Below are 21,969 nucleotides of genomic sequence, written 5' to 3' on the forward strand. Positions count from 1 at the left end.
CCCGGCAGGCTAATGAAAAGGGGCGGATATTCCGCCTCGCGCGTCCTTAAGGCGCGGACAATATCGGCCAAGACCGATAATCTCCAAAAGGGAACAATTGCATGGACAGTCTTCGAAATGGCGTTGCGGAGGATCTTTCAAGTCCTCGCAGCGGTGAAATCTCGCATGCCAAAAGCCTCGTCGTCGTCCTGATATGCTGGCTGGCGATCTTCGCGGAAGGATATGACGTCGGCGTCCTCGGTGCCATCTTGCCCGCGCTTTCGACGGATAATGTCTGGCATCTCTCGCCGCTGCAACTCGGCGCGATGGGCAGCTACACCGTCTTCGGCATGCTTATCGGCGGGGTTGTCGTCGGCACGCTCAGCGAGCTCTACGGACGCAAGCCGATGTTTCTCGCCTGCCTTTCGCTGTTCGCCGTCTGCACGGCGGTCACTGCGTGGTCTCCGACGCCGACATGGTTCGGCATCAGCCGCTTTTGCGCCGGCCTCGGCCTCGGCGGCATCATTCCTCTGGCGGCGGCGTTGACCATCGAATATTCGCCGACCGCGAAGAAGAACCTCAACTACGGCATCATGTACTCAGGCTATTCCCTTGGTCTCTTTGCCGCCGCACTCGTCGGCAGGTGGCTATTGCCGGAATATGGCTGGCGGCCGGTCGTTCTGGTTGGCGCACTGCCGGTTCTCTTCGTGCCCGTCATGGCGTGGCTGTTGCCGGAGTCGCTCGATTTCCTCGTCGCCAAGGGACGAAACGAAGCGGCGAGGCAGCTGGCCGCCCGGCTTGGAGTACCCATTCCCGCAGGCAGCGCGCCGAAGGAAACCGGCCTTGGCTGGCGGGCCGTTCTGGGCGAGATCTTTTCGCCGAGAAACGCCTTTGCCACCGCCTGCTTCTGGATCGCCCTGTTCATGGGTCTGCTCCTGGTCTACGGCCTGGCTCAATGGCTGCCGCAGATCATGCGCAAGAGCGGCTACGATCTCGGTGACAGCCTGCTGTTCCTTGCCGTCTTCAGCTTCACCTCGGCGATCGGCGGCATCGTGCTCGGTCAGTGGGCCGATCGTTTCGGCGTGAGGTTGACCGTGACGCTGTCCTATCTGCTCGGCGCCATCGGTATCGCGCTTCTCGCCTTCAAGGGCTCGATCTGGCTGAACTATACGGTCGTCGCCATTGCCGGTTTCGGCACTGTCTCGGCCTCGCTGATCCTCACCGGCTATCTTGCCGCCTACCTGCAACCTTTCGTGCGGGCGGCCGGCACCGGCTGGGCGCTGAGCTTTTCGCGCATCGGGGCGCTCTCAGGCCCGCTGATGGGCGGATACATCGCCAGCCTGAATGTCGGCCCGGAATGGAATTTCTATGTTTTCGCGATCATAGCCGCGATCGCGGCATTGGCGACGGCACTCATTCCCAACCGGCGATGACCCGATCTGTAGCGGCGTCTGTCGGGCCGCTCAGATCTCGTGTTTGCGGATATTGTGCAGGACCTTGTGCAGGGTCGAGATGAAGCCGCGATATTCGGCTTCGTCGACGCCGTCGAACATCTGCAGGAACAGGTCGTACATGGTCGGCCACACCTTTTCGAAGGCGGCGCGGCCTTCCTCGGTAATGGAGACGTCGCGGATGCGCATGTCCTCGGCGCGAGGCTGGCGACGGATGTAGCCCTGCTGTTCGAGGGAATCCAGGGTGCGGCTCATTGTCGATTGCTCGGTCACGGCAAAGACGGAGAGCTCGTTGATCGTGACGCTGGAGGAAACGCTGAGAACGGCGAGCGCCCGCATCTTCGCCGTAGTCATGTCATATTCGCGCAGTTCTTCCGATAGATTGGCGTTCCAGCGCGCCATCAACCGGTTCATCAGATAGGGCGCGAAGTGATTGAGGCCGATTTCGCCCATGGTCGGGCGCTTTGCGTTCTCATCCCGCTTGCGCCTCAAAACGGTGCCTGAAAACCGTTCCTCCATCGACGATACTCCCTAGGAAACATGTTGCTTCAGCGACGATGCAAGCAGGAGGCAGAACCTCCGCCGGAGCCTGGACCGGGATGCGCCGAAACGCCTGGGTACAGGCCCTTTATGTGGATGCGGTGGTTAACAGATGACTTGAACGGATGCCAGACGAAAAGCTGGCCGAGGCTGCAATAGCTGCCGGTGATGTCATCATGATCGCCATTGCCGCGCCGTTCACTGGCAAGTGGATGAGGAGCCCGGCTTGACCGGACTCCAACCTTTTCAACCTGTCACGCAATCAATGCCAAGGCGCGCACCGGCGAGCCCGTGCCCTTGACGAACTTCAGCGGAGCGGCGATCAGCACGGCACCCTTGGCCGGAAGCTGATCGAGGTTCGAGAGGCTGGCGAGGCCGTAGCGATTGGCCTTGTGCATGAGGTTATGCGCCGGGAAGGGCGGGTTCATGCCGCCGGCGGAGCCGGCATCGGTGCCGATGGTTTCCTGACCCCAGCCGATAATGCCCTTGGTCAGCAGATATTCGATCGCTTCAGCCGTTGGGCCGGGAGAATGCGGGCCGTTTTCGTCGGCGTTCAGGAAAGTCTCGGTCGAGCCGTTGCGCTTGTACCAGTCGGTGCGCAGCAGCACCCAGCTGCCGGCCTCGATCGCGCCGTTCTGGGCTTCCCATTCCTTGATGCTGTCGACCGTCAGCAGATAGTCGGGATTGGCTGCGGATTCTTTCGAGCGGTCGATGACGTTGACCGGGGCGACGAAATTCTGCGGCGGGATGGTGTCGGTCGTGTTGTTCGGATGGTCCTTGCCGGTGATCCAGTGACAGGGCGCGTCGAAATGCGTGCCGGTATGTTCGCCGAGCTCCAGCCAGTTCCAGGCCCAGAATGGACCATCCTGATTGTATTCGGAGATCGTATGGACCTTGACGTTGGGCGTGTTCTTGCCGAACTGTGGCGGCAGATAGAGCACGGGAGTATCCGGGCCGAGCGGCGCGGTGAGATCGACGACCTTGACGGAGCCCGAAAGCAGGGCCGAGGCGAGGCTGGCAAGCGTGGTAGCGGTCATATTTTTGAGTTCCCCTTGTTGTCGCACGACCCCACGCGAAAAGCCGCGAGGCGGACCTTCCGTTCGGGATCAGGATTGAAGTCGGTATCGCCAGGCGCGGGGTGCCTTTCCTCCTGGCACCGTGTCCGCGCGGCGGCGGAATGAAGGGAGCCTATGTCACAATATATGATATTGCAAGCATTCCGAGACGCTTCCGCAGGTCAAAATTGATAGCCCTCTCAGGGGAGAAGGGTGTCTGTAACGTGATGAAGAAAAACAATAAATCTCGGCAATATGCGAGGATGCGCTACTTATGATTGCGCTATTTGCGAATAATTCGCGGCAATAAGTGCTTGAAGCTTAAAGCTCAAGATGTATGCATGTGACAACAATAATAGTCGGCGAAAGAGGGGCAAGCGATGAGCTATGATGCGATCATAGTGGGAGCCGGCCATAATGGCTTGGCGGCGGCGGTGCATCTGGCTTTCAAGGGCTGGAAGGTTGTCGTCATCGAGGGCAATGCCGAGCCAGGCGGCGCGGTCAAGACCCGCGAGGTGACGCTGTCCGGATTCCGGCACGATCTCTGCGCCATGAACCTCTCCATGTTCGCGGGTTCGGCCTTCTTTGCCCAATACAAGAACGAGCTGCAGGCCGAGGGGCTGGGCTTCGTTCCTGCCGCCGATTGCTTTGCCAGCGTCTTTCGCGACAACACCTATCTCGGCGTCAGCACCGATCTGGAAAAGACCGCGGGTGCCATCGCCGATATCTCGCCGCAGGATGCTGCCGCCTGGCGTCATATGCTCTCTGAGTTCGGTGCCGACGCCCCGCACATTTTCGGCCTGCTCGGCTCGCCGATGCCGTCCGTGGCGGCCGCCAAGGTGGTCTGGAAGGCCTGGCGGCAGAAAGGCACCGGCTGGCTTTACGATACGACACGCATGCTGCTTGCTTCGCCGCGCGACTTTCTCGATGCGCGTTTCCAGAATGCCAAGCTGAAGACGATGATGGCCGCCTGGGGGCTGCATCTCGATTTTGCCCCTGACGTCGCCGGTGGAGCGTTGTTCCCCTATCTCGAATCCATGGCCAATCAGGCCTTCGGCATGGTGATCGGCAAGGGCGGAGCCGACACGATCATCAAGGCCATGGCGGCCGTGCTGAAGAGCAAGGGCGGCGAGCTGATGCTGGGAACGCGCGTCGACAAGATCGTGACGTCAGACGGCAGGGCGACGGGTGTCGTTCTCGCCGATGGCCGCCGCTATGAAGCCGAGCGCGCCGTCATTGCCAATGTCCATCCGCAGATCCTGTTCGACAAGCTGCTGGATCAGGACCCGGCGCGCCAGGAGTTCGACAGCAAGGTCAAGCGCTTCCGCGCAGGACCGGGCACGATGATGATCCATCTGGCGCTGTCTGGCCTTCCGGACTGGACGGCGGGCAAGGCACTTCAGAATTTCGCTTATGTGCATATCGCGCCCGATCTCGAGATGATGTCGCGTGTCTATGCCGAGGCGATGGGCGGCGTGTTGCCGGCCGAGCCCGCCTTGGTGGTTGGGCAGCCTACTGCCATCGATCCGACGCGCGCGCCCTCCGGCCAGCATGTGCTCTGGATACAGGTGCGCGTCTTGCCGGCAGAATTCCATGGCGATGCCGTAGGCCAGATCACGGGTACGAGCTGGGACGAGATCAAAGACGTCTATGCGGAGCGTGTCCTCGATATCGTCGAGCGTTATGCGCCGGGCTTGCGTGGCAGGATACTGGGTCGTTCGGTCTTTTCACCCGTCGATCTCGAAAGGGAAAATCCGAATCTTGTCGGTGGCGACAATCTCTCCGGCAGCCATCACCTCGACCAGAATTTCCTGTTTCGCCCCGTGGCCGGCTATTCGCGATACAAAACGCCCGTGGCATCGCTCTACATGTGCGGGGCTTCGACGTGGCCGGGCGCGGGAACGGGTGCGGGCTCTGGCTTCATGCTGGGGAAAATGCTGGCCAGGTGACAGGCGCATGACTTGACGCTCAAACCTTTGACATTTCAAATATCGTTCCCTAGATCGCTTAGATTAGTGATGCGGAACGACAGGCCGAGGCGACGTCATGACAGAGTCCGAAAGTGCAAGCGTTGATCTGGAGATCATCGTCCAGGGAGCGCAGGAAGGCAAAAAGCTGGAATTACGGCTCTGGCTGCGGATGCTGTCGACCACGAAGCTGGTCTCGCAGGAGATCCGCCGCCGGCTTCGCAACGAGTTCGGCGCAACCCTGCCGCAATTCGACCTGATGGCGCAGCTCTATCGCGAACGCGAGGGCTTGCGGCTCGGTGAGCTGTCGAAGCGTACCATGGTCACCAACGGCAATGTGACCGGGCTTGTCGAGCGGCTGGAAGCGGATGGCCTCGTGCTGCGCGTCACGCCCGACGGCGACCGGCGCGTGACGGTCGCCAAGCTGACGACGAAGGGGGAGACCCAATTCAGCGCCATGGCTGCCGCTCATGAAGGCTGGCTGCGGGACATGATGGCCGATGTCGAGCCAGCCATCGTCAGCGAGCTGTGGCGGGATATCGGCGCGGTGAAGACGTCCGTAAGCAATCACCTTTCCGGCAGCGACTTCGACTGACGGGGTTTACCGGCCCCGCTCGCTCTTGAACTTCTTTTCGAGCACGCTTACCAGGCGCACCATCGGCCAAAGCAGGATGATATAGATCACCGCGGCCATGATGAGCGGCGAGGGGTTGGCGTAGAAGCCCTGGGCGTTCTGGCCCTCCTTCAGTAGTTCCGGCAGCGCCACCGTCGAGGCTAGCGACGTATCCTTGAACATCGACACGCAATTGCTCGTCGTCGGCGGGATGACAATGCGGACCGCCTGCGGCAGCACGACTTTGTAGAGCGTGATCAGGAACGGAATGCCGAGAGCGGCGGCAGCCTCGAACTGGCCGCGCGGCACGCTTTCGATGCCCGAGCGGAAGACTTCGGCCGAATAGGCGGCAAGCACGATCGAAAAGCCGAGAATCGCCGACCACCAGGCCGAAAAGCTGATCCCGACGAAAGGCAGCGCGTAATAGATCAGGATCAGCACGACCAGCATCGGCATGGCGCGCATGATGTCGATATACGCGATCATTAGCAGTTGCAGCGGCTTAGGGGCATAAAGGCGGATCAGGCTGACGATGAGACCGCCGGTCACGCCGATCAGGATGCTGACCACGCCGAGCGCGATGGTCATCCAAAGCCCGCGCAGCAGCTGCGGGAAAGCCGAGATCATGACGTCGGAATTGAGGAAGGTATCGACGAAAGACATTGGCGCTCCCGAGTGCAGGACGAAGATAGGGTTTGCTTACGTTTACGCCGGCCATGGTGGCCGGCGTAAAGTCAGATCGAAGATGATCTTTTGATCACGCCTTGGGGATAGGCAATTCGGTGACGGTGGAGGAACCGGCCGGCGCCTTACCGCCGAACCACTTCTCGTGGATCTTTTCGAGCGTGCCGTCCTTCTTCATCGCGGTGATCGCGTCGTTGATCTTGGCGACGAGCGGCGAATCCTTGGTCATCATCAGGCCGTATTGTTCGCCGGTCTTGATGCGGTCCTTGATGGCGAAGCCCTTGGTCTTGATGAAGAGGTATTGCATGCCCGGGATGTCGCTGACGACGGCATCGATGCGGCCAGCGCCGAGATCGAGGAACATGTCCTGCTGCGAGTTGTAGCCCTTGACATCGGCAAAGCCCTGAGCGGCCTTGTTGTCGTTGACCCACTTTTCGCCGGTCGAGCCGGAAAGTACGCCGACTACCGTGCCCTTGAGGTCGGCGAGCGTCTTGATCGAGCTGCCTTCCTTGGTGGCGACGCCCATGTCAGAGTCATAGTAAGGCTGTGTGAAGGACTGCGACTTCAGGCGCTCCGGCGTGATGGTGATGGACGAGATCGCCACGTCGATGCGCTTGGAGCTGGTGGCTGCAAACAGGGCCTGGAAGCCGTAGTCGGCGATGTTGGTCGTCATGCCGGCGCGCTTGGCCGCTTCATTGACGACATCGACCTCGAAGCCTTCGAAGCCGCCATTGGCGGTCTTGTATTCGAAGGGCGGGTTGTTCGGATAGGAGCCGACGTTCAGGACATCGGCCGCGTAGGCGAAGTGGCTTCCGCCGGCCAGGCCGACGGCGGTCGCTACGACCAGTAGACTGCGACGAGTTATATGCATTTTCTTGGTCTCCCTCTGGTTATGGCTGCGGGCTTTTCCTCTCACCCGCGGTATTCCCCGTCCGCCCAGGCGGGCAGCCGTTTCATGTCATCGCATCGACCATGCGATCGAGCGCGACGCGCATCTGTTCGGTTTCGCGGAAGGTGCACATGCGCAGGAAGGCACGCGATGACTCGCCGAAATGATATCCGGGCGCCAGACCGACGCGGGCCGTTTCGAGGATGCGCTCGCAGAGCGCGGTCGCATCGGGTTCGCCCTGCAGCGCGAAGAAGGCATACATGCCACCGCGCGGCTTTGCCGGCAGGATCATGCCCGGTATTTTCGGCAGCCTCTCATAGGCCAGATCGAGGCCGGCCTTGATGCGGCCGCGGATTTCGGCGACGAGCGGCTCGCCTTCGCGCAGAGCAGCGGCCGCGCCAGCCTGAACCATGGCCGAGGTGCCGCTGTTGATATATTGCGTCATGGCGCCGAGCTGGTCGGCGACCGCAGACGGATGCGTCAGCCAGCCGACGCGCCAACCGGTCATTGCCCAGGCCTTGGAGAAGCTGTTGATCGCGATCACGCGATCGCCATCCTCGGCAACCTGCAGGATCGAAGGGGCGATGTCGCCATCGAAATAGAGGCGGGCATACACTTCGTCGGAGATGATCCAGATGCCGGTACGGCGGCTGAAATCCAGCAGCGCCTGCATTTCCTCACGCGAGGCTGTCCAGCCTGTCGGGTTGGAGGGCGTCGACAGGAAGATGGCGCGGGTGCGGGCATCGCAGCGGGCAAAGAGCTTGTCGAGATCGAGGCGCCAGTCGGTATCGAAATCGAGCGATACGGCGCAGGGCTCGCCGCCAATGAGATGGATGGCGTTGTGGATGTTCGGCCATTGCGGCGCGACGTAGACGACGTTGGTGCCGACGTCGACGAGCAGTTCGAGCGCCATGTAGAGCGCCTGCATGCCGCCGGGCGCGACCGTCGTGCGCTCGATTGGGATCGGGCGCTGATGCCAATGCGTCTGATAGTCCGACAGGGCTTCGTTCAGGGTCGCGAGACCCCGCATATTCGGAACGTAGAAGGTTGCGCCGTCGTCGAGCGTCTTCTTGGCAGCCTCGCGGATGAACTCCGGCGTCACGATATCGCCTTCGCCGAACCAGAGCGGAATGACGCCGCCAAGTTCGCGGGCGCGCTTGGCCAGCACGGCGATATTGTCGGTGCGCATGTCGCGGATCTGGGCGCGGATGCCTTCGAGGGCATCGCGACCTGATATCGCGTTCGGCAGGTTATGCTGCGGTAGAAGAGACAAGGAATTTCCCCTGGGAATTCGGCGTTGGAGGGTTCAAACAGCTCCGGTAGCTTTCGCTTGAACAACCCCTCAAATTCGAATGGTTATCCAAAAACAACTGTATTTCAAGGACAAATTTTAAGCTTAAAAAGTCTACCTTCCTGCTCGATTTCATGTTGCCCTGCCATGTGGTAACTATCTGATAAAAATCAGTTTTATGTCTTCTCTCCGCCATGCAGGCCGGCTCTTGCGGCATTGACGCCGGCAGCCAGGCTTGCGCCCAGGAACATCGTGTCGCTTGCCAGCATGAAGAAACTGATACCGTCTTCAGACCATGCGCCCACGTCATCGGCCGAGGGGCGGAAGATGCCGACTGCGCGACCGGCGGACAAAGCCGCTCTTGTGATTGATTTGATCGCTGTATCGAGCCTGTCCTTGCCGGTCGGTCCCATCGCGTCGATCGAGACCGAGAGATCGCCGGGGCCGATGAAGATCAGATCGACGCCATCGACGGCCGCGATCTCGGCGATATTGGTAAGCCCTTCGGCGGTTTCGACCTGGATCGCCAGCACGAGTTCCGCATTGGCCTTGGCGAGATAATCCGGAATGCGATAGCCATAGGCGGCGGCGCGGCCCGGGCCGACGCCGCGCGCGCCGAGCGGGGGATAGCGAGTGGCCTTGACGGCAGCACGCGCTTGCTCCGCCGTCGAAACCCGCGGGACAAGCACGCCTGCCGCACCGGCATCAAGAACGGCCGCGATATCCTCAGCCGCATGGCCGGGGACGCGGACCATGGCGGGAACGCGATGGACATCGGCGGCGCGGATCAGATCCTCGATGCGCTCGCGGCTGATCTGTGAATGCTCCCAGTCGATGCACAGGAAATCGACGCCGGCGGCGGCCGTGACCTCGATGGCGACCGGATGCGGGATAGCCGCAAACGTGCCGACGAGCAGCTTCTGCTCGATACAGTTCCGGCGGAAATCGCTCATCGTCATCCTCCCATTTCAGCGGCCCTCCGACGAGGGATGGACCGAAAAGATACAGGACACCTTCCGTGCCGATCACGCGCCGGCACGGAGGCATTGCGGTGGCGGAGTTGTTCGGGCGCCGCCACCGCTCACAGGCACGACTTACTTGCGCCGCGCCATGATCTCAGTCAGGACCGCGTCAAACCGGGCGATCTCTTCGACCTTGTTATAATGCACCAGCGACACGCGGATGGCACCTGTTTCCATGGAAAGGCCAAGCCGCTTCATCAGGCGCGGGGCGAACATGTGGCCATCGCGCAGGCCGATGCGCTGCTTGCCCATCTCGTCGGCAAATTCCTGCGGCGTGATGCCGGGCATGTTGAAGCAGATTGTGGGAACACGCTGCTCCAGGCGGTTCTCGTCGGAGATGCCGTAGATGACCGCGCCATGGCGCTTGAGCACCGCGATCATCTCGCGCGACAGCATCAGCTCGTACTGGCGGATCGCGCCCATGGCGGCGGCAAGCGCCTCGCGACGGCTATGATTGCCATCAGGCAGGAAGCGGCGGCCGAGGCCTTCGAGGTATTTGACTGCGGCATTCATGCCGGCAACGTTCTCGTAGGTGAAGGTGCCGACTTCGATCTTGTAGGGCGGCACGTCGGGAATGAAGTCTTCCTTGAAGGTTGGCAGCTTGACCAGCGCGTCGTAGCGGCCCCAGAGGAAGCCCATGTGCGGCGAGAAATTCTTGTAGCCGGAGCAGACAAGGTAGTCGCAACCCCAGGCCTGAACGTCGATCAGGCCGTGCGGGCCGTAGTGGACGCAATCCAAGAAGGTTTCAGCGCCGGCGGCGGCCGCGAGTTTGCAGACGGCCGCGACATCGACGATCGTACCGATGGAATGTGCCGTAACCGTGCAGGCGACGAGCCGGGTCTTGTTGTTGAGCAGCGGCTTCAGATCTTCCACATGCAGCGTACCGTCCTCGCGCATGCGCCACCAGACGATCTTGGCGCCGTCGCCCTCCAGCGCCATCCAGGTCGCGATGTTGGCGTCGTGATCCATATCGGTGACGACGATTTCGTTGCGCTCGCCGAGCAGCTTGGCAATGCCGAGGCTGACAAGCCGAATGAACGAGGTGGCGTTCTGTCCGAAGGAGATTTCTTCCGGGCGATAGGCGTTGACGAGCATGGCAACGCTTTCGCGTGCTTCGTCCAGATTGCGGTCGACGCCCTGGCTGTGCTGGTATTTCGCCATGCGCTGAACGTTGAAATCGATCAGGTGGTTGGCAACCGCGTCGACGACCGTCTGCGGCACCTGCGCTCCGCCCGCGTTGTCGAGAAAGACGAAATCGCCGGCCTTCTGGATGGCCGGGAACATGGCGCGGACCTCGTCGACCGGGAAGCTGTTGTGACCGGCGAATTGCGATGCGGAAGCGGCGGAGCTCATGGGGATCTCGCTCTGGATGTTGGGATTGAAACCTCAATTTTGATCATTTGATCACAAAATACTTTAAGGTTCAACCAAATTCCTTTGCTGCTTTCGAGAGAGCCTAGCGGCGGGCGGAGCTCGAACCCTTGCGCGGCTCGTCCTGCGTGGCCGGGCAATAATCCTGAAGGATTTCATGGGTGCGTCTGATATCGGCGACGACGCCGTCGCGGGCGGCTGTGAAATCGCCGGCCTTCAGGGCCCTGACGATGGATACATGCTCGCCGGCCGGATCGAGCTGGCCGCTGCGCATCAAGGGCTCGACCGAGGCGGAGAGCATGCGCATGTAGGGGCCGAAGCGCAGCCACAACGTCTCGATGAGCTGTAGCAGCACCTCGGAGCCGGAGGCGCGGTAGATGGTGAAATGGAACTGTTGATTCTTGGCCATCAGGTCGTAGACATTGGCGCCGAGGCCGATCGCATGCTGTTCCCCGGCAATGCGTTCGAGCGTCTCAATGTCTGTCGGGGTCAAGTTCGGTATGCCGAGCTCAGCGGCCAGACCCTCGACGGCGATGCGGGCACGGCAGAGATCGTCGAGGCGGGCAAGCGTGACGATCGGAATGCGGGCCGAGCCGTTGGCTGCGACCTCGAGGGCATTTTCAGCGGCCAGCCGGCGCAGGGCCTCGCGCACCGGCATGTTGCTGGTTCCGAAGGTTTCGGCAAGCGAGGCGATGGTCAGCGTCTGGCCGGGATCGAAATTGCCGGCCATGAGCGCGTTTCTGAGCTGCTGATAGACGCTCTCCTGGATCGTCGTTCTGGAGGACACCGGTTCCAGGGCTATGCGCACGCTCTCTTCCTTTTCGCTTCGCAGGACTCGTTCATGGTAGAACGAAGGGCAGGCGAAAGGAAAGGGGCCTCGCGGAGCGGCGAGTCAGGCCTCCTCGACCTCCCAGCCTGCCTCGTCTATCACGGGAGCCGCCTGTTCACTCGTTACGGGAGCCTTTCGCAGGCCGAGGCCGACACCGATCAGGGTGAGGGCGCCGCCGATCGCGTGATAGGCATGCAGCTGCTCTCCGAGAAGCCCCCAGGCCAGCGCCGCAACGATGATCGGCAGAAGGTTGATGAGCAGCGAGGTGCGGCTCGCGCCGAGCTTATGGATGCCGATCATCCAGCAGAACGGCGCGATGAGCGACGTCGGGATCGCGGCATAGAGGATCAGCGGCAGGTTCACTGTTGTGACCGGCGAGATCTCGCCCATCAGGAAAACCGGGATCAACAGGAGCGTCGAAAAGCCGATCTGCCAGAACAATTGCTGCCACATCGGAAGCGGCATTGCCCAGCGCCTCAGCATCACACCATAGAGCGCATTCGAAACCACGGCGATGATCATCAGGCCGTCGCCAACGTGGACGCCGCCGTTGACGAGCCGCGTCGGGTCGCCTTGGAATGTCAGATAGATCAGGCCAAGCAGGGAGATTGCGCCGCCGGCAATGCTCGCCGTGCTCAGCTTCTCGCCGGCAAGCAGGCTGGCAAAGAAGGTCGACAGGAGAGGCATCAAGGCCAGCATCACCCCCATGTTGACGGCCGAGGTGGTCTTCGCCGCTTCATAGGCGAGGTTCTGATAGATCACCATGCCCAGGGCGCCGAGGATCGCGAGCTTCAGCCAATGCTCGCGCATTTGTGCCCGGTTGCGCCATGCGGCACGGCCGACGAAGGGCAGCAGCACGACGAAGGCGAGCAGCCAGCGATAGAAGGAAATCGAGCCCGGTGAAATCACGCCGGCGGATGCCTTGGTGACGATGGCATTGCCGGACCAGATCAATACGGTCAGCAGGGGCGCAAGGCCGGCCGCACTGACAATGGATGCGGAAGCGTTCGGCTGGGTGCTCATGGGCATGATCTCTCATCGATTTCTGGCTTGAGGCTGATGAAAAGGTGCAGACAGGGCCGCCCTTTCGAAACCCTTCTACCGTTTGTCCGAATTCTGGTATATAACGAGATTAAGACAATTGTAGCGAGATGAGGACATGACCACTAGGCTCCCGCGCATTCAGGGCGATCCGCCGAACCCGGTTTCCTTCCGCACCGAGAATTACGGGGCGGGAACGGTGTTTCCGGAAAGGAGCCAACCTTGGGGCGAGCTCAATTACGCGCTTATCGGCGTGTGCGAGTTCGATGTCCAAGGCGTGCGGTATCTGTCGCCGCCGCACTATGCCATCTGGCTGCCGCCGGATACGGTGCACAGTGCACACAACAAGCATGACCTGCGCTATGTCACTGTTTATGTGGAGCGCGCGCTCTGCGCAGACCTGCCCGACGCACTTTCGACGCTCAGCATCACTCCGCTTTTGAAAGCGATCCTGGCGGATTTCGCGGCGCGTGACGTGACGGTGCCGGAGACCACAGAGGATTTGCGGTTGGCGCAGGTTCTCGTTGATCAGATCCGCCTGGCACCGCGCTGCGAAAACTACCTGCCGCTGTCCGACGATCCGCTGCTCGGCCCTGTGCTGAGCGCTCTGCAAGTCGATCCCGGTAATCGGCATTCCCTCGCGGAATGGGCACGTCGGATGGGAACGACCGAGCGCACATTGTCGCGCCGCTGCCAGACCGATCTCGGCCTTTCCTTCAACGAATGGCGGCAGCGGTTGAAGCTCGTTGCCGCGTTGTCGATGGTCGAGGCCGGCGAGCCGGTGCAGCGGATCGCATCGGAACTGGGCTATAGCAATGCATCGGCATTCATAGCCATGTTCCGCCGGATGACCGGCACGAGCCCGACGCAGATGCGATAGGTCTTAGAGCGTTTTCGCGCTTCGGAGAAAAGCGGAAATGCTCTATGGCTCGATCAGCACAATCTCCAGCTTGCGCAGTTCCTCCGGATCAGCCATCGCATTGATGACTGTAATCATGCCGTCTGCATTGAGCGTGCAACGAAGGGCGATGCGCAGCTGTCCGCCGATGACAACGATGGCGCCGACCGCGCCGTTGATGACCGCGAGCCGGGCTCCCCGTGCGCGGCCTTGGAAGGTCTTGGCAACGTCGGCGCGTCCGCGGATTTCGCCGGCCGATCCCATGCGGGCCGCAACAGCATCCGGCCGGAAGACGGCTTCGGGATCGAGGACAGCGAGCAGCGCCTGCAGGTCGCCGTCACGCGAGGCGGTGAAGAAAGCGTCGATGACGTGACGCTGGCGAGTGAGGTCGGCCTCGGTCGTCGATGGCGTGTCCTGCACGCGGCGGCGGGCGCGGCTGGCGAGCTGACGGGTCGCGACCGTCGTACGTCCTAGAATCGGGGCAATATCGTCGAAGGACACGTCGAACATATCATGCAGAACAAAAGCAAGCCGTTCGGCCGGATTGAGCTTTTCCAGAACCACCAGTAGGGCGAGGCCGACGGAGTCTGCGAGCAGCGCATCCTGTTCCGGGTCGGTACCGTTACCGGCCTCATGCACCACCATCGGTTCGGGAACATGGATCGTCAGCGGTTCCTCGCGGCGGGATTTGCGCGAGCGCAGCAGGTCGAGACAAATGCGCGCCGTGACCGTCGTCAGCCAGCCGCTGAGGTTTTCGACGTCGGAGGTGTCGCTCCTCATCAGGCGCAGCCATGTCTCCTGCACGGCATCCTCGGCCTCCGTGCGCGAGCCGAGCATGCGATAGGCGACGGCGCGCAGATGCGGCCGGTTCGCCTCGAATTTCTCTGCCTGCCACTTTTTTTCGTTCATCGGTCACATCTCCTCATTCTGCTCCGTCAGACCCATGACGAGCTAAATCCGGCCGGTGTGACATCGGATCGGCAGGAAAGTGCATCGTCGGAAGGTGAGCCGCAACAGGCTCTCGCAACAAGAGGAAAGAAACATGCAAGCTCGTATGAAGAACCCCGTCCTCGTCCTGCCCGAAACCCTGCAGGCGCTCCTGGCTGTCAGCAATTCGCTCAGGGATCGCGGCCTCTCGGAAAATACCATGGATCTCGTGCATCTGCGCGTCAGCCAGATCAATGGCTGCAGCGTCTGCACCGACATGGGCTTTCGCAAGCTGCAGAAAGATGGGGAGACGATGGAGCGCATCGTCGCTGTCTCCGCCTGGCGGGAGACGCCCTATTTTTCCGATGCCGAGCGCGCCGCTCTGGCGCTCGGCGAAGCCGTCACACGGCTTGCCGACCGGCCGGATGCCGTCACCGACGAGATCTGGAACGAGGCCGCCAGGCATTATGACGAAAAGGCATTGTCCGCGCTGATTGTCGCGATCGCGCTCGACAATGTCTGGAACCGGGTGAATTCGACGGTTCGCCAGCAGGCCGGCGCCTCCTGGAACTGAACGTGGCCTGCCGGGGCAGATCCTTCTCCCTTCTGAAGGGAGAAGGCAGTCCCTCGATCTCAGGCTTCGCCGACCCGCGCTGTCGCCAGCAGTTTCGCCAGCCAGTCCACGAAAACGCGTACCTTGTTGCTGAGGTGCCGGTTGGGTGGGTAGACGATATGCATCGGCAGGGCGGGGCGCGTCCAACCGTCGAGGACGGGAACGAGATCGCCGTTTGCGAGCGAATCCCGGACCATGAAGCTTGGAACCTGTGCGACGCCAAGCCCCTGCAGCGTCGCCTGGACGTAGCTGCGGCTGTCGTTGACCGAAAGGATGTAGCGCGGCGTGATTTCCAGCGATTCATTCCCTCGCTCGAAAGTGAAAGGGATCGTGCGGCCGGTTTGCGCCCGGAAGTAGCTGACCGCATGGTGGTTGGTCTCGAGATCCTCCGGCCGTTCCGGGACGCCGTTCTTCTCGATGTAAAGTGGAGCGGCGCAAGTGACGAGATGGATCTCGCCGACGCGGCGGGCGATCAGCGACTGATCACTCGGCATGCCGGCGCGCAAGGCGCAGTCGACATTCTCGGCGAGATAGTCGACCAGCCGATCGCCGACGCCCAGGTCGATATGGATATCGGGATAGCGCTGATGGAAATCGCACAGCGCCGGCATGACGATCTTTTCGGCGAAGGCGCCGGCCATTTCGACGCGCAGGCGGCCGCTCGGCAGGCTCTGCGAATTGCTGATGCTGCCGTCCAGTTCCTCGATTTCCGAGAGGATCTGGATGGCGCGCTCGTAGTAAAGCGCACCATCGGTCGTCACCATGACGCGACGTGTCGTGCGGTTGAGGAGCTTGGCGTGCAGATGGGCCTCGAGCGACTGGATGAGCGTCGTCACCGTCGCTTTCGGCATGGAAAGGGCAGCTGCGGCGCGAGTAAAGTTACCCGTCTCCACCACACGCGCGAATGCCCGCATTGCTGATAATTGGTCCATTCCATGATGTCCCTCGACCGCAAAGGAAGGGGTCGATTGTTTGTTATTCTGAATAGTCTGATCGAATATAGGCTACTTATTCTCGAAGCGGAATAACAATATGTTTTTATCGTGATTGTTGCAATGCGGCACGGGGCACTCAAGCCCGCATTGTCGAGAATATGATTGAAAAGCGTGTTAGAGGGCTGCTTGATTGGATCATATTCACTCGAACGGATAGGAATTTGGGTCGATGAGTGCGCCGTGGAAAGATGTTGTGCTGGAAAACGTGCCTACGGGGCCGGTCGAAGCTCGGATCTACAATGGCGAAGGTTTGAAGAAGGCGGCACCCCTGGTGCTTTATCTGCATGGCGGCGCCTTTCTCGATACCTGTCACGCGACTGAGAGACCGGTAGCGGCAAGCCTCGCAGAGGCCGGCGCCATCGTGGTTGCGGCTGACTATACCAGCTGCAACAAGAATGCTTTTCCGAAGGTGCTGGAATGCGCCTATGGGATTTTTGCCTATCTCAGCAACAAGCGGAACATGCTTGCGCTGGGCGGGGCAAAGAAATCGCTGCTGTTCGTCGCCGGAGAGGAATCGGGTGGCAATGTTGCAGCGGGTGTCGCTTTAAAGGCGCGCGATCAGATACCCGGTTCGCTGGACGGACAGGTGTTGATTTCGCCTTTGCTTGATCCCTTCATGGGATCGAAATCTTTCCTCCAGGCGGAGGAAAGCGGCATGCGCGAGCGCTGGACGGAGGGTTGGAACCGATACCTGGGTTTCCTGGGCGGTGTCTGTCACCCCTATGCAGCGCCTCGATACTGTTCGCGGCTTTCGGGCCTCGCGCCGGCATTGGTGCTCACGGCCGAGGACGACCCGCTCCGCGACGAGAGCATGGAATACGGCAGTCGGCTGAAAGCGGCCGGCGTCCGTGTTCGCCAGCAAGTTCTCCCCGCCGGGACAGGCTGGCCCACTCTCTACGGCGGGCAGTCGAAGGACAGGCCTTCGTGGCAGCAGGATATCTGCTGTTGTTTCAAGGGCTTTGTCGAAGACGTGCAGGCTTGATCGACTAGGGTATCCCGTCCGTAAGGAACCGAGGCGGGCCGGACGACACGTCGAAGGCACAAGACCGGAGCGGTGGTCACGCGGATGCGCGGCGCTTCGGCCCCCGATTTATAGAGACGATAGGAATTTTGGGTCCCGTATCCCAAGACGGAGCCAAAGGAGAGACCAACATGAAGTCCAACGATAAGCGCTGGGCCCTATGGGGCGCCGGCATGGGTGTTGCTGCGGCTGTTGCAGGCGCGGCCTTCTATCTGGAGCTGCCGCGCGGCGCTCAGGCAAACGAGACGGCCAGCCAGGCGGCACCGCCGGCGATTCCGGTCACCGTGGCAGCCGTCGAACCGCGTGACGTCACATCATGGCAGGAATTTTCGGGGCGGCTCGAAGCTATCGATCGTGTCGAGATCCGACCGCGCGTCGCTGGAGCGATTCAATCAGTGCATTTCCGCGAGGGTGCTTTGATCAAGCAGGGCGACCTGCTCGTCACGATCGATCCAGCACCCTATGAGGCAGCTGTTGCCCAGGCTCAGGCCCAGGTCGGAGCAGCCAAGGCCAAGCTGGATCTTGCCAAGGTCGAGGTCGATCGCGGCCAGAAGCTTTCCGACAGCAGGACCATCTCGCAAAGCGACATGGATACGCGCGCCAGCAACTATGCCGAGGCAGGTGCCAATCTGAAGGCGGCGCAGGCCGCCCTCCAGACCGCGCAACTGAACCTCGACTATACACAGGTCCGCGCCCCGATCGCCGGCCGTGTCGGCAAGATCGCCGTTACCGTCGGCAACCTCGTGGCGGCCGGCTCTTCTTCGCCGGCGCTGACGACGCTCGTTTCGGTCGATCCGATCTATGCGAGCTTCAGCGCCAACGAGCAGACGGTCACGCAAGCTCTGGCGGAGTTGCCGGCCACCGGCGGCGCCATTCCGCCGGTCGAGCAGATTCCCGTCCAGATCGGCACGTCCAGCGATAACGGCACCCCGATCAAGGGCAAGCTGCAGCTGATCGACAACGAGGTCGATGCGGCGAGCGGCACCGTCAGCGTCCGCGCCGTATTCGACAATCCCGGCGGTCGTCTCATCCCCGGCCAGTTCGTGCGAGTTCGCATGGGTCAGCCGAAGGCCGAGACCAAGCTGCTGATCAGCGAGCGCGCGATCGGCACGGATCAGGACAAGAAGTTCGTCTTCGTGGTTGGTGCCGACAACAAGGTCGAGTATCGACCGATCAATCTCGGCGATACCTCCGACGGCCTTCGTATCGTTACGTCCGGCCTGAGTGCCGGCGACCGGGTCGTCGTCAACGGCCTGCAGCGGATTCGTCCGGGCGCCGTGGTCGATCCGAAGCCGGAAGAGAAGGTCGCTTCCAAATAATTCATCCGGCCGGAAGACCTAGCTTCCGGCCGTTCGTTCCAATGCTTCGATTTTGCAATGCTCGTGGCGCCTTCTGGGCCGCGGGCCCGGACTTCGTGTCCTTTGATTCACCCATGGAGAGGGTTCTGCCATGAACATCTCAAGATTTTTCGTCGACCGACCGGTGTTTGCCGGCGTGCTGTCGATCCTTATCGTGGTCGCCGGCCTGATCGGCCTGAAACTGCTGCCGATTTCCGAGTATCCGGAAGTCGTGCCGCCGTCGATCGTCGTGACAGCGCAATATCCGGGCGCCAACCCGAAGGTCATCGCCGAAACGGTGGCAACGCCGATCGAAGAGCAGATCAACGGCGTCGAAGGCATGCTCTACATGAGCAGCCAGGCGACATCGGACGGTCTGCTGACACTGACCGTCACCTTCAAGCTCGGCACCGATCCGGACAAGGCGCAGCAGCTCGTGCAGAACCGCGTCTCGCAGGCGGAACCCCGCTTGCCGCAGAACGTGCGCGATCTCGGTATCACCACGGTCAAAAGCTCGCCCGACCTGATGATGGTGGTCAACCTCATCTCACCGGACAATCGCTACGACATCACCTATCTGCGCAACTACGCCACCCTGAACGTCAAGGACCGGCTCGCCCGCATCGATGGCGTCGGCCAGGTCCGCGTGTTCGGCTCGGGCGATTATTCGATGCGCGTCTGGGTCGATCCGCAGAAAGCAGCCGAGCGCGGTCTCGCCGCGAGCGATATCGCCAACGCCATTCGTGCGCAGAACATCCAGGCAGCCGCCGGCATCATCGGCCAGTCGCCGAGCGTTCCCGGCATCGACGTGCAGCTGAACGTCAACGCCCAGGGCCGTCTGACGACGCCGGAGGAATTTGGCAACATCATCGTCAAGAGCGGCAGCAACGGCGAAATCACGCGCCTGCGCGACGTCGCCCGCATCGAGCTCGGCGCTGCCGACTATTCGCTGCGCTCGCTGCTCGACGGCAAGCCTGCGGTCGCCATTCCGGTCTTCCAGTCGCCGGGTTCCAACGCGATCACCATCTCGGACAATGTCGTGAAGACGATGAACGAGCTGCAGACCGCGATGCCTGACGGCGTGAAGTACGAGATCGTCTACGACACCACGCAGTTCGTGCGCGCATCAATCGACAAGGTCGTGCATACGCTGCTCGAAGCCATCGTGCTCGTCGTCATCGTCGTCATCCTGTTCCTGCAGACATGGCGTGCCTCGATCATCCCGCTGATCGCCGTTCCCGTCTCGATCATCGGTACGTTCGCGGTGATGTATATCTGCGGGTTCTCGATCAACGCGCTCAGCCTCTTCGGTCTGGTGCTGGCGATCGGTATCGTCGTGGACGACGCGATCGTTGTCGTCGAAAACGTCGAACGCAACATCGAGAACGGGCTCAGCCCGCGTGAAGCGACTTATCGCGCCATGAAGGAAGTGTCCGGCCCGATCATCGCGATCGCGCTGGTTCTGGTCGCCGTCTTCGTGCCGCTGGCCTTCATCTCGGGTCTGTCGGGCCAGTTCTATCGCCAGTTCGCCCTGACGATCGCGATCTCGACTGTCATCTCCGCCTTCAACTCGCTGACCCTGTCTCCGGCTCTGGCGGCAATGCTCCTGAAGGATCACCATGCGCCGAAGGATATGCTGACGCGCGCGATGGATTTTGTCTTCGGCTGGTTCTTCCGCGGTTTCAACAAGGTCTTCCATCGCGGCTCTTCCGCCTATGGCAAGGGCGTCGGCGGCATCCTGTCGGTGAAGAGCCTCGTCATGGTCGTCTATCTCGCCCTCATCGGCGCGACCTACTACCTGTTCCAGGCCGTCCCCGGCGGTTTCGTGCCGCAGCAGGACAAGCAGTACCTGATCGGCTTTGCACAGCTGCCAGACGGTGCGACCCTCGACCGCACGGATGACGTCATCCAGCGGATGAGCAAGATCGCTCTGGAACAGCCTGGCGTCGAGCACGCGATTGCCTTCCCGGGCCTGTCGATCAACGGCTTCACCAACTCCTCCAACGCCGGTATCGTCTTCGTGACGCTGAAGGCATTCGAGGAGCGCACGACGCCGAACCTGTCGGGCGGCGCCATCGCCATGCAGCTGAATCAGAAGTTCGCCGGCATTCAGGACGCCTTTATCGCCATGTTCCCGCCGCCGCCCGTTCAGGGTCTCGGCACGACCGGCGGCTTCAAGCTGCAGATCGAGGATCGTGCCGGTCTGGGTTATCTGGCGCTCGACGAGGCCAACAAGGCGTTCCTCGCCAAGGCCTACCAGACGCCGGAGCTTGCGGGCATCTTCTCGAGCTACCAGATCAACGTGCCGCAGCTCTATGCGGACCTCGATCGCGCCAAGGCCGAGCAGCTCGGCGTCTCGGTGACCGATGTCTTCGATACGCTTCAGATCTACCTCGGTTCGCTCTACGTCAACGACTTCAACGCATTCGGCCGCACCTACAGCGTGCGTGTGCAGGCGGACGCCCAGTTCCGTTCGCATGCAAGCGATATCGGCCAGCTGAAGGTTCGCTCGGCATCGGGCCAGATGATCCCGCTTTCGGCTCTGCTGAAGGTCGAGGCCAGCACCGGTCCGGAACGGACGACGCGTTACAACGGCTTCCTTGCCGCCGATATCAATGGCGGCCCGGCACAGGGGTACTCGTCCGGTCAGGCGCAGGCTGCCGTCGAACGGATCGCCAACGAAACGCTGCCTCCGGGCATCGGCTTCGAATGGACCGATCTGACCTATCAGCAGATCCTCGCCGGCAGCTCGGGCATCATCATCTTCCCGCTTGCCCTGCTGCTCGTCTATCTCGTGCTGGCTGCCCAGTATGAGAGTATCAGCCTGCCGCTCGCGATCGTCATGATCGTGCCTATGGGTGTGTTGGCCGCCTTGACCGGCGTCTGGCTGACGGGTGGCGACAACAACATCTTCACGCAGATCGGCTTGATGGTGTTGGTGGGCCTATCGGCGAAGAACGCGATCCTGATCGTGGAATTCGCCCGCGAGCTGGAATTCGACGGTCGCAAGCCGGTTCAAGCCGCGATCGAAGCCAGCCGCCTGCGTCTACGCCCGATCCTGATGACCTCCATGGCCTTCATCATGGGTGTCGTGCCGCTGGTCACGTCGACGGGTGCCGGTGCCGAAATGCGTGCCGCCATGGGTGTCGCGGTGTTTGCCGGCATGATCGGCGTCACCTTCTTCGGCATCTTCATGACGCCGGTGTTCTACGTGCTGATCCGTAGCGTCACGGGCAACCGTCCGCTGAAGCAGCACCCGCACAACGACAACGAACATTCGGCGGAGGTACTCCCGATCGCCGCCGAATAGAGGCCGTGCCGAACAGTACTCCAGTGCTCGACAGGCCATGGGCGGGACCGAAAGGTCCCGCCCTTTTTCTTATGTGGATTCAGTACGCTCCGGATTCGGCCGTCGAAGAATTTCTCCCAAGGCTGCCGATTTCCTT

Annotated in this window: 19 protein-coding genes; 8 read left to right on the forward strand and 11 right to left on the reverse strand. The window is 61.5% G+C overall.

From position 1 onward, the window contains the following. Positions 1-101 precede the first annotated feature (101 nt). Positions 102-1,412 carry an MFS transporter gene (locus tag BJ928_RS12115; protein ID WP_082011780.1) on the forward strand — a complete coding sequence of 437 codons (1,311 nt, stop codon included), beginning with the start codon at positions 102-104 and terminating at the stop codon, positions 1,410-1,412. Positions 1,413-1,442: 30 nt separating this feature from the next. Here BJ928_RS12115 and BJ928_RS12120 read toward each other — a convergent pair whose 3' ends face one another. Both BJ928_RS12120 and BJ928_RS12130 read right to left on the reverse strand, forming a co-directional pair. Then, positions 1,443-1,949, reverse strand: coding sequence for a MarR family transcriptional regulator (locus tag BJ928_RS12120; RefSeq protein ID WP_047629197.1), 507 nt, complete (start codon positions 1,947-1,949; stop codon positions 1,443-1,445). A gap of 275 nt (positions 1,950-2,224) precedes the next feature. Continuing rightward, positions 2,225-3,007: a cyclase family protein gene (locus BJ928_RS12130; RefSeq protein ID WP_047629198.1), complete on the reverse strand. Its 783-nt coding sequence runs from the start codon at positions 3,005-3,007 to the stop codon at positions 2,225-2,227. Positions 3,008-3,405: 398 nt separating this feature from the next. Between BJ928_RS12130 and BJ928_RS12135 the strand changes: the two genes are divergently transcribed. Then, positions 3,406-4,974, forward strand: coding sequence for an NAD(P)/FAD-dependent oxidoreductase (locus BJ928_RS12135; RefSeq protein ID WP_047629199.1), 1,569 nt, complete (start codon positions 3,406-3,408; stop codon positions 4,972-4,974). Between the two features lie 97 nt (positions 4,975-5,071). After that, the gene (locus BJ928_RS12140) at positions 5,072-5,587 is read left to right on the forward strand and encodes a MarR family transcriptional regulator (protein ID WP_047629200.1); all 516 of its coding nucleotides are present in this window, start codon (positions 5,072-5,074) and stop codon (positions 5,585-5,587) included. Between the two features lie 6 nt (positions 5,588-5,593). Here the strand turns inward: BJ928_RS12140 and BJ928_RS12145 are convergent, their stop codons facing one another. The 7 genes from BJ928_RS12145 to BJ928_RS12175 all read right to left on the reverse strand — a co-directional run bounded on the left by BJ928_RS12145 (position 5,594) and on the right by BJ928_RS12175 (position 12,720). Beyond that, positions 5,594-6,268 carry an amino acid ABC transporter permease gene (locus BJ928_RS12145; protein WP_047629201.1) on the reverse strand — a complete coding sequence of 225 codons (675 nt, stop codon included), beginning with the start codon at positions 6,266-6,268 and terminating at the stop codon, positions 5,594-5,596. A 94-nt stretch (positions 6,269-6,362) separates the two neighbouring features. Beyond that, complete coding sequence (locus BJ928_RS12150) at positions 6,363-7,160, reverse strand: ABC transporter substrate-binding protein (RefSeq protein ID WP_047629202.1); 798 nt, start codon at positions 7,158-7,160, stop codon at positions 6,363-6,365. Between the two features lie 82 nt (positions 7,161-7,242). Continuing rightward, positions 7,243-8,451 carry a pyridoxal phosphate-dependent aminotransferase gene (locus BJ928_RS12155; protein ID WP_052227512.1) on the reverse strand — a complete coding sequence of 403 codons (1,209 nt, stop codon included), beginning with the start codon at positions 8,449-8,451 and terminating at the stop codon, positions 7,243-7,245. Between the two features lie 194 nt (positions 8,452-8,645). Continuing rightward, the gene (locus BJ928_RS12160) at positions 8,646-9,422 is read right to left on the reverse strand and encodes an aldolase/citrate lyase family protein (protein ID WP_047629203.1); all 777 of its coding nucleotides are present in this window, start codon (positions 9,420-9,422) and stop codon (positions 8,646-8,648) included. A 141-nt stretch (positions 9,423-9,563) separates the two neighbouring features. Then, on the reverse strand, positions 9,564-10,844 hold the full coding sequence (locus BJ928_RS12165) for a cysteine desulfurase-like protein (RefSeq protein WP_047629204.1): 1,281 nt from the start codon (positions 10,842-10,844) through the stop codon (positions 9,564-9,566). A gap of 103 nt (positions 10,845-10,947) precedes the next feature. Then, entirely contained in the window at positions 10,948-11,670 is a 723-nt protein-coding gene (locus tag BJ928_RS12170; RefSeq protein ID WP_047629206.1) for a GntR family transcriptional regulator, read from the reverse strand. 84 nt (positions 11,671-11,754) lie between these two features. Then, positions 11,755-12,720 carry a DMT family transporter gene (locus BJ928_RS12175; RefSeq protein WP_245432287.1) on the reverse strand — a complete coding sequence of 322 codons (966 nt, stop codon included), beginning with the start codon at positions 12,718-12,720 and terminating at the stop codon, positions 11,755-11,757. 130 nt (positions 12,721-12,850) lie between these two features. On the opposite strand from BJ928_RS12175, the gene BJ928_RS12180 reads away from it, so the two are divergent. After that, on the forward strand, positions 12,851-13,612 hold the full coding sequence (locus BJ928_RS12180) for a helix-turn-helix transcriptional regulator (RefSeq protein WP_047629209.1): 762 nt from the start codon (positions 12,851-12,853) through the stop codon (positions 13,610-13,612). 42 nt (positions 13,613-13,654) lie between these two features. Here BJ928_RS12180 and BJ928_RS12185 read toward each other — a convergent pair whose 3' ends face one another. Then, positions 13,655-14,539, reverse strand: coding sequence for a sigma-70 family RNA polymerase sigma factor (locus tag BJ928_RS12185; RefSeq protein WP_047629210.1), 885 nt, complete (start codon positions 14,537-14,539; stop codon positions 13,655-13,657). 133 nt (positions 14,540-14,672) lie between these two features. On the opposite strand from BJ928_RS12185, the gene BJ928_RS12190 reads away from it, so the two are divergent. After that, entirely contained in the window at positions 14,673-15,131 is a 459-nt protein-coding gene (locus BJ928_RS12190; protein ID WP_047629212.1) for a carboxymuconolactone decarboxylase family protein, read from the forward strand. Positions 15,132-15,190: 59 nt separating this feature from the next. Here BJ928_RS12190 and BJ928_RS12195 read toward each other — a convergent pair whose 3' ends face one another. After that, positions 15,191-16,102, reverse strand: coding sequence for a LysR family transcriptional regulator (locus tag BJ928_RS12195; protein WP_047629214.1), 912 nt, complete (start codon positions 16,100-16,102; stop codon positions 15,191-15,193). Positions 16,103-16,334: 232 nt separating this feature from the next. Here BJ928_RS12195 and BJ928_RS12200 point away from each other — a divergent pair, with 232 nt between their 5' ends. The 3 genes from BJ928_RS12200 (at position 16,335) to BJ928_RS12210 (ending at position 21,833) form a co-directional block, all read left to right on the forward strand. Continuing rightward, positions 16,335-17,147, forward strand: a complete 813-nt coding sequence (locus tag BJ928_RS12200; RefSeq protein ID WP_047629215.1) for an alpha/beta hydrolase — start codon at positions 16,335-16,337, stop codon at positions 17,145-17,147. Positions 17,148-17,317: 170 nt separating this feature from the next. Then, positions 17,318-18,505, forward strand: coding sequence for an efflux RND transporter periplasmic adaptor subunit (locus BJ928_RS12205; protein WP_047629216.1), 1,188 nt, complete (start codon positions 17,318-17,320; stop codon positions 18,503-18,505). A 130-nt stretch (positions 18,506-18,635) separates the two neighbouring features. Next, on the forward strand, positions 18,636-21,833 hold the full coding sequence (locus tag BJ928_RS12210; RefSeq protein ID WP_047629217.1) for an efflux RND transporter permease subunit: 3,198 nt from the start codon (positions 18,636-18,638) through the stop codon (positions 21,831-21,833). Positions 21,834-21,969 lie beyond the last annotated feature (136 nt).

It is taken from the genome of Rhizobium sp. WW_1 (assembly GCF_003610155.1).
In the GTDB taxonomy this organism is placed as follows: Bacteria; Pseudomonadota; Alphaproteobacteria; order Rhizobiales; family Rhizobiaceae; genus Rhizobium; species Rhizobium tropici_A.

What these genes read in the sequence shown, in the direction of transcription:
- BJ928_RS12115 (WP_082011780.1), top strand. Translation starts at nt 102, where the DNA reads ATGGACAGTCTTCGAAATGGCGTTGCGGAGGATCTTTCAAGTCCTCGC.
- BJ928_RS12120 (WP_047629197.1), bottom strand. Translation starts at nt 1,949, where the DNA reads ATGGAGGAACGGTTTTCAGGCACCGTTTTGAGGCGCAAGCGGGATGAG.
- BJ928_RS12130 (WP_047629198.1), bottom strand. Translation starts at nt 3,007, where the DNA reads ATGACCGCTACCACGCTTGCCAGCCTCGCCTCGGCCCTGCTTTCGGGC.
- BJ928_RS12135 (WP_047629199.1), top strand. Translation starts at nt 3,406, where the DNA reads ATGAGCTATGATGCGATCATAGTGGGAGCCGGCCATAATGGCTTGGCG.
- BJ928_RS12140 (WP_047629200.1), top strand. Translation starts at nt 5,072, where the DNA reads ATGACAGAGTCCGAAAGTGCAAGCGTTGATCTGGAGATCATCGTCCAG.
- BJ928_RS12145 (WP_047629201.1), bottom strand. Translation starts at nt 6,268, where the DNA reads ATGTCTTTCGTCGATACCTTCCTCAATTCCGACGTCATGATCTCGGCT.
- BJ928_RS12150 (WP_047629202.1), bottom strand. Translation starts at nt 7,160, where the DNA reads ATGCATATAACTCGTCGCAGTCTACTGGTCGTAGCGACCGCCGTCGGC.
- BJ928_RS12160 (WP_047629203.1), bottom strand. Translation starts at nt 9,422, where the DNA reads ATGAGCGATTTCCGCCGGAACTGTATCGAGCAGAAGCTGCTCGTCGGC.
- BJ928_RS12165 (WP_047629204.1), bottom strand. Translation starts at nt 10,844, where the DNA reads ATGAGCTCCGCCGCTTCCGCATCGCAATTCGCCGGTCACAACAGCTTC.
- BJ928_RS12175 (WP_245432287.1), bottom strand. Translation starts at nt 12,720, where the DNA reads ATGCCCATGAGCACCCAGCCGAACGCTTCCGCATCCATTGTCAGTGCG.
- BJ928_RS12180 (WP_047629209.1), top strand. Translation starts at nt 12,851, where the DNA reads ATGACCACTAGGCTCCCGCGCATTCAGGGCGATCCGCCGAACCCGGTT.
- BJ928_RS12185 (WP_047629210.1), bottom strand. Translation starts at nt 14,539, where the DNA reads ATGAACGAAAAAAAGTGGCAGGCAGAGAAATTCGAGGCGAACCGGCCG.
- BJ928_RS12190 (WP_047629212.1), top strand. Translation starts at nt 14,673, where the DNA reads ATGCAAGCTCGTATGAAGAACCCCGTCCTCGTCCTGCCCGAAACCCTG.
- BJ928_RS12195 (WP_047629214.1), bottom strand. Translation starts at nt 16,102, where the DNA reads ATGGACCAATTATCAGCAATGCGGGCATTCGCGCGTGTGGTGGAGACG.
- BJ928_RS12200 (WP_047629215.1), top strand. Translation starts at nt 16,335, where the DNA reads ATGAGTGCGCCGTGGAAAGATGTTGTGCTGGAAAACGTGCCTACGGGG.
- BJ928_RS12205 (WP_047629216.1), top strand. Translation starts at nt 17,318, where the DNA reads ATGAAGTCCAACGATAAGCGCTGGGCCCTATGGGGCGCCGGCATGGGT.
- BJ928_RS12210 (WP_047629217.1), top strand. Translation starts at nt 18,636, where the DNA reads ATGAACATCTCAAGATTTTTCGTCGACCGACCGGTGTTTGCCGGCGTG.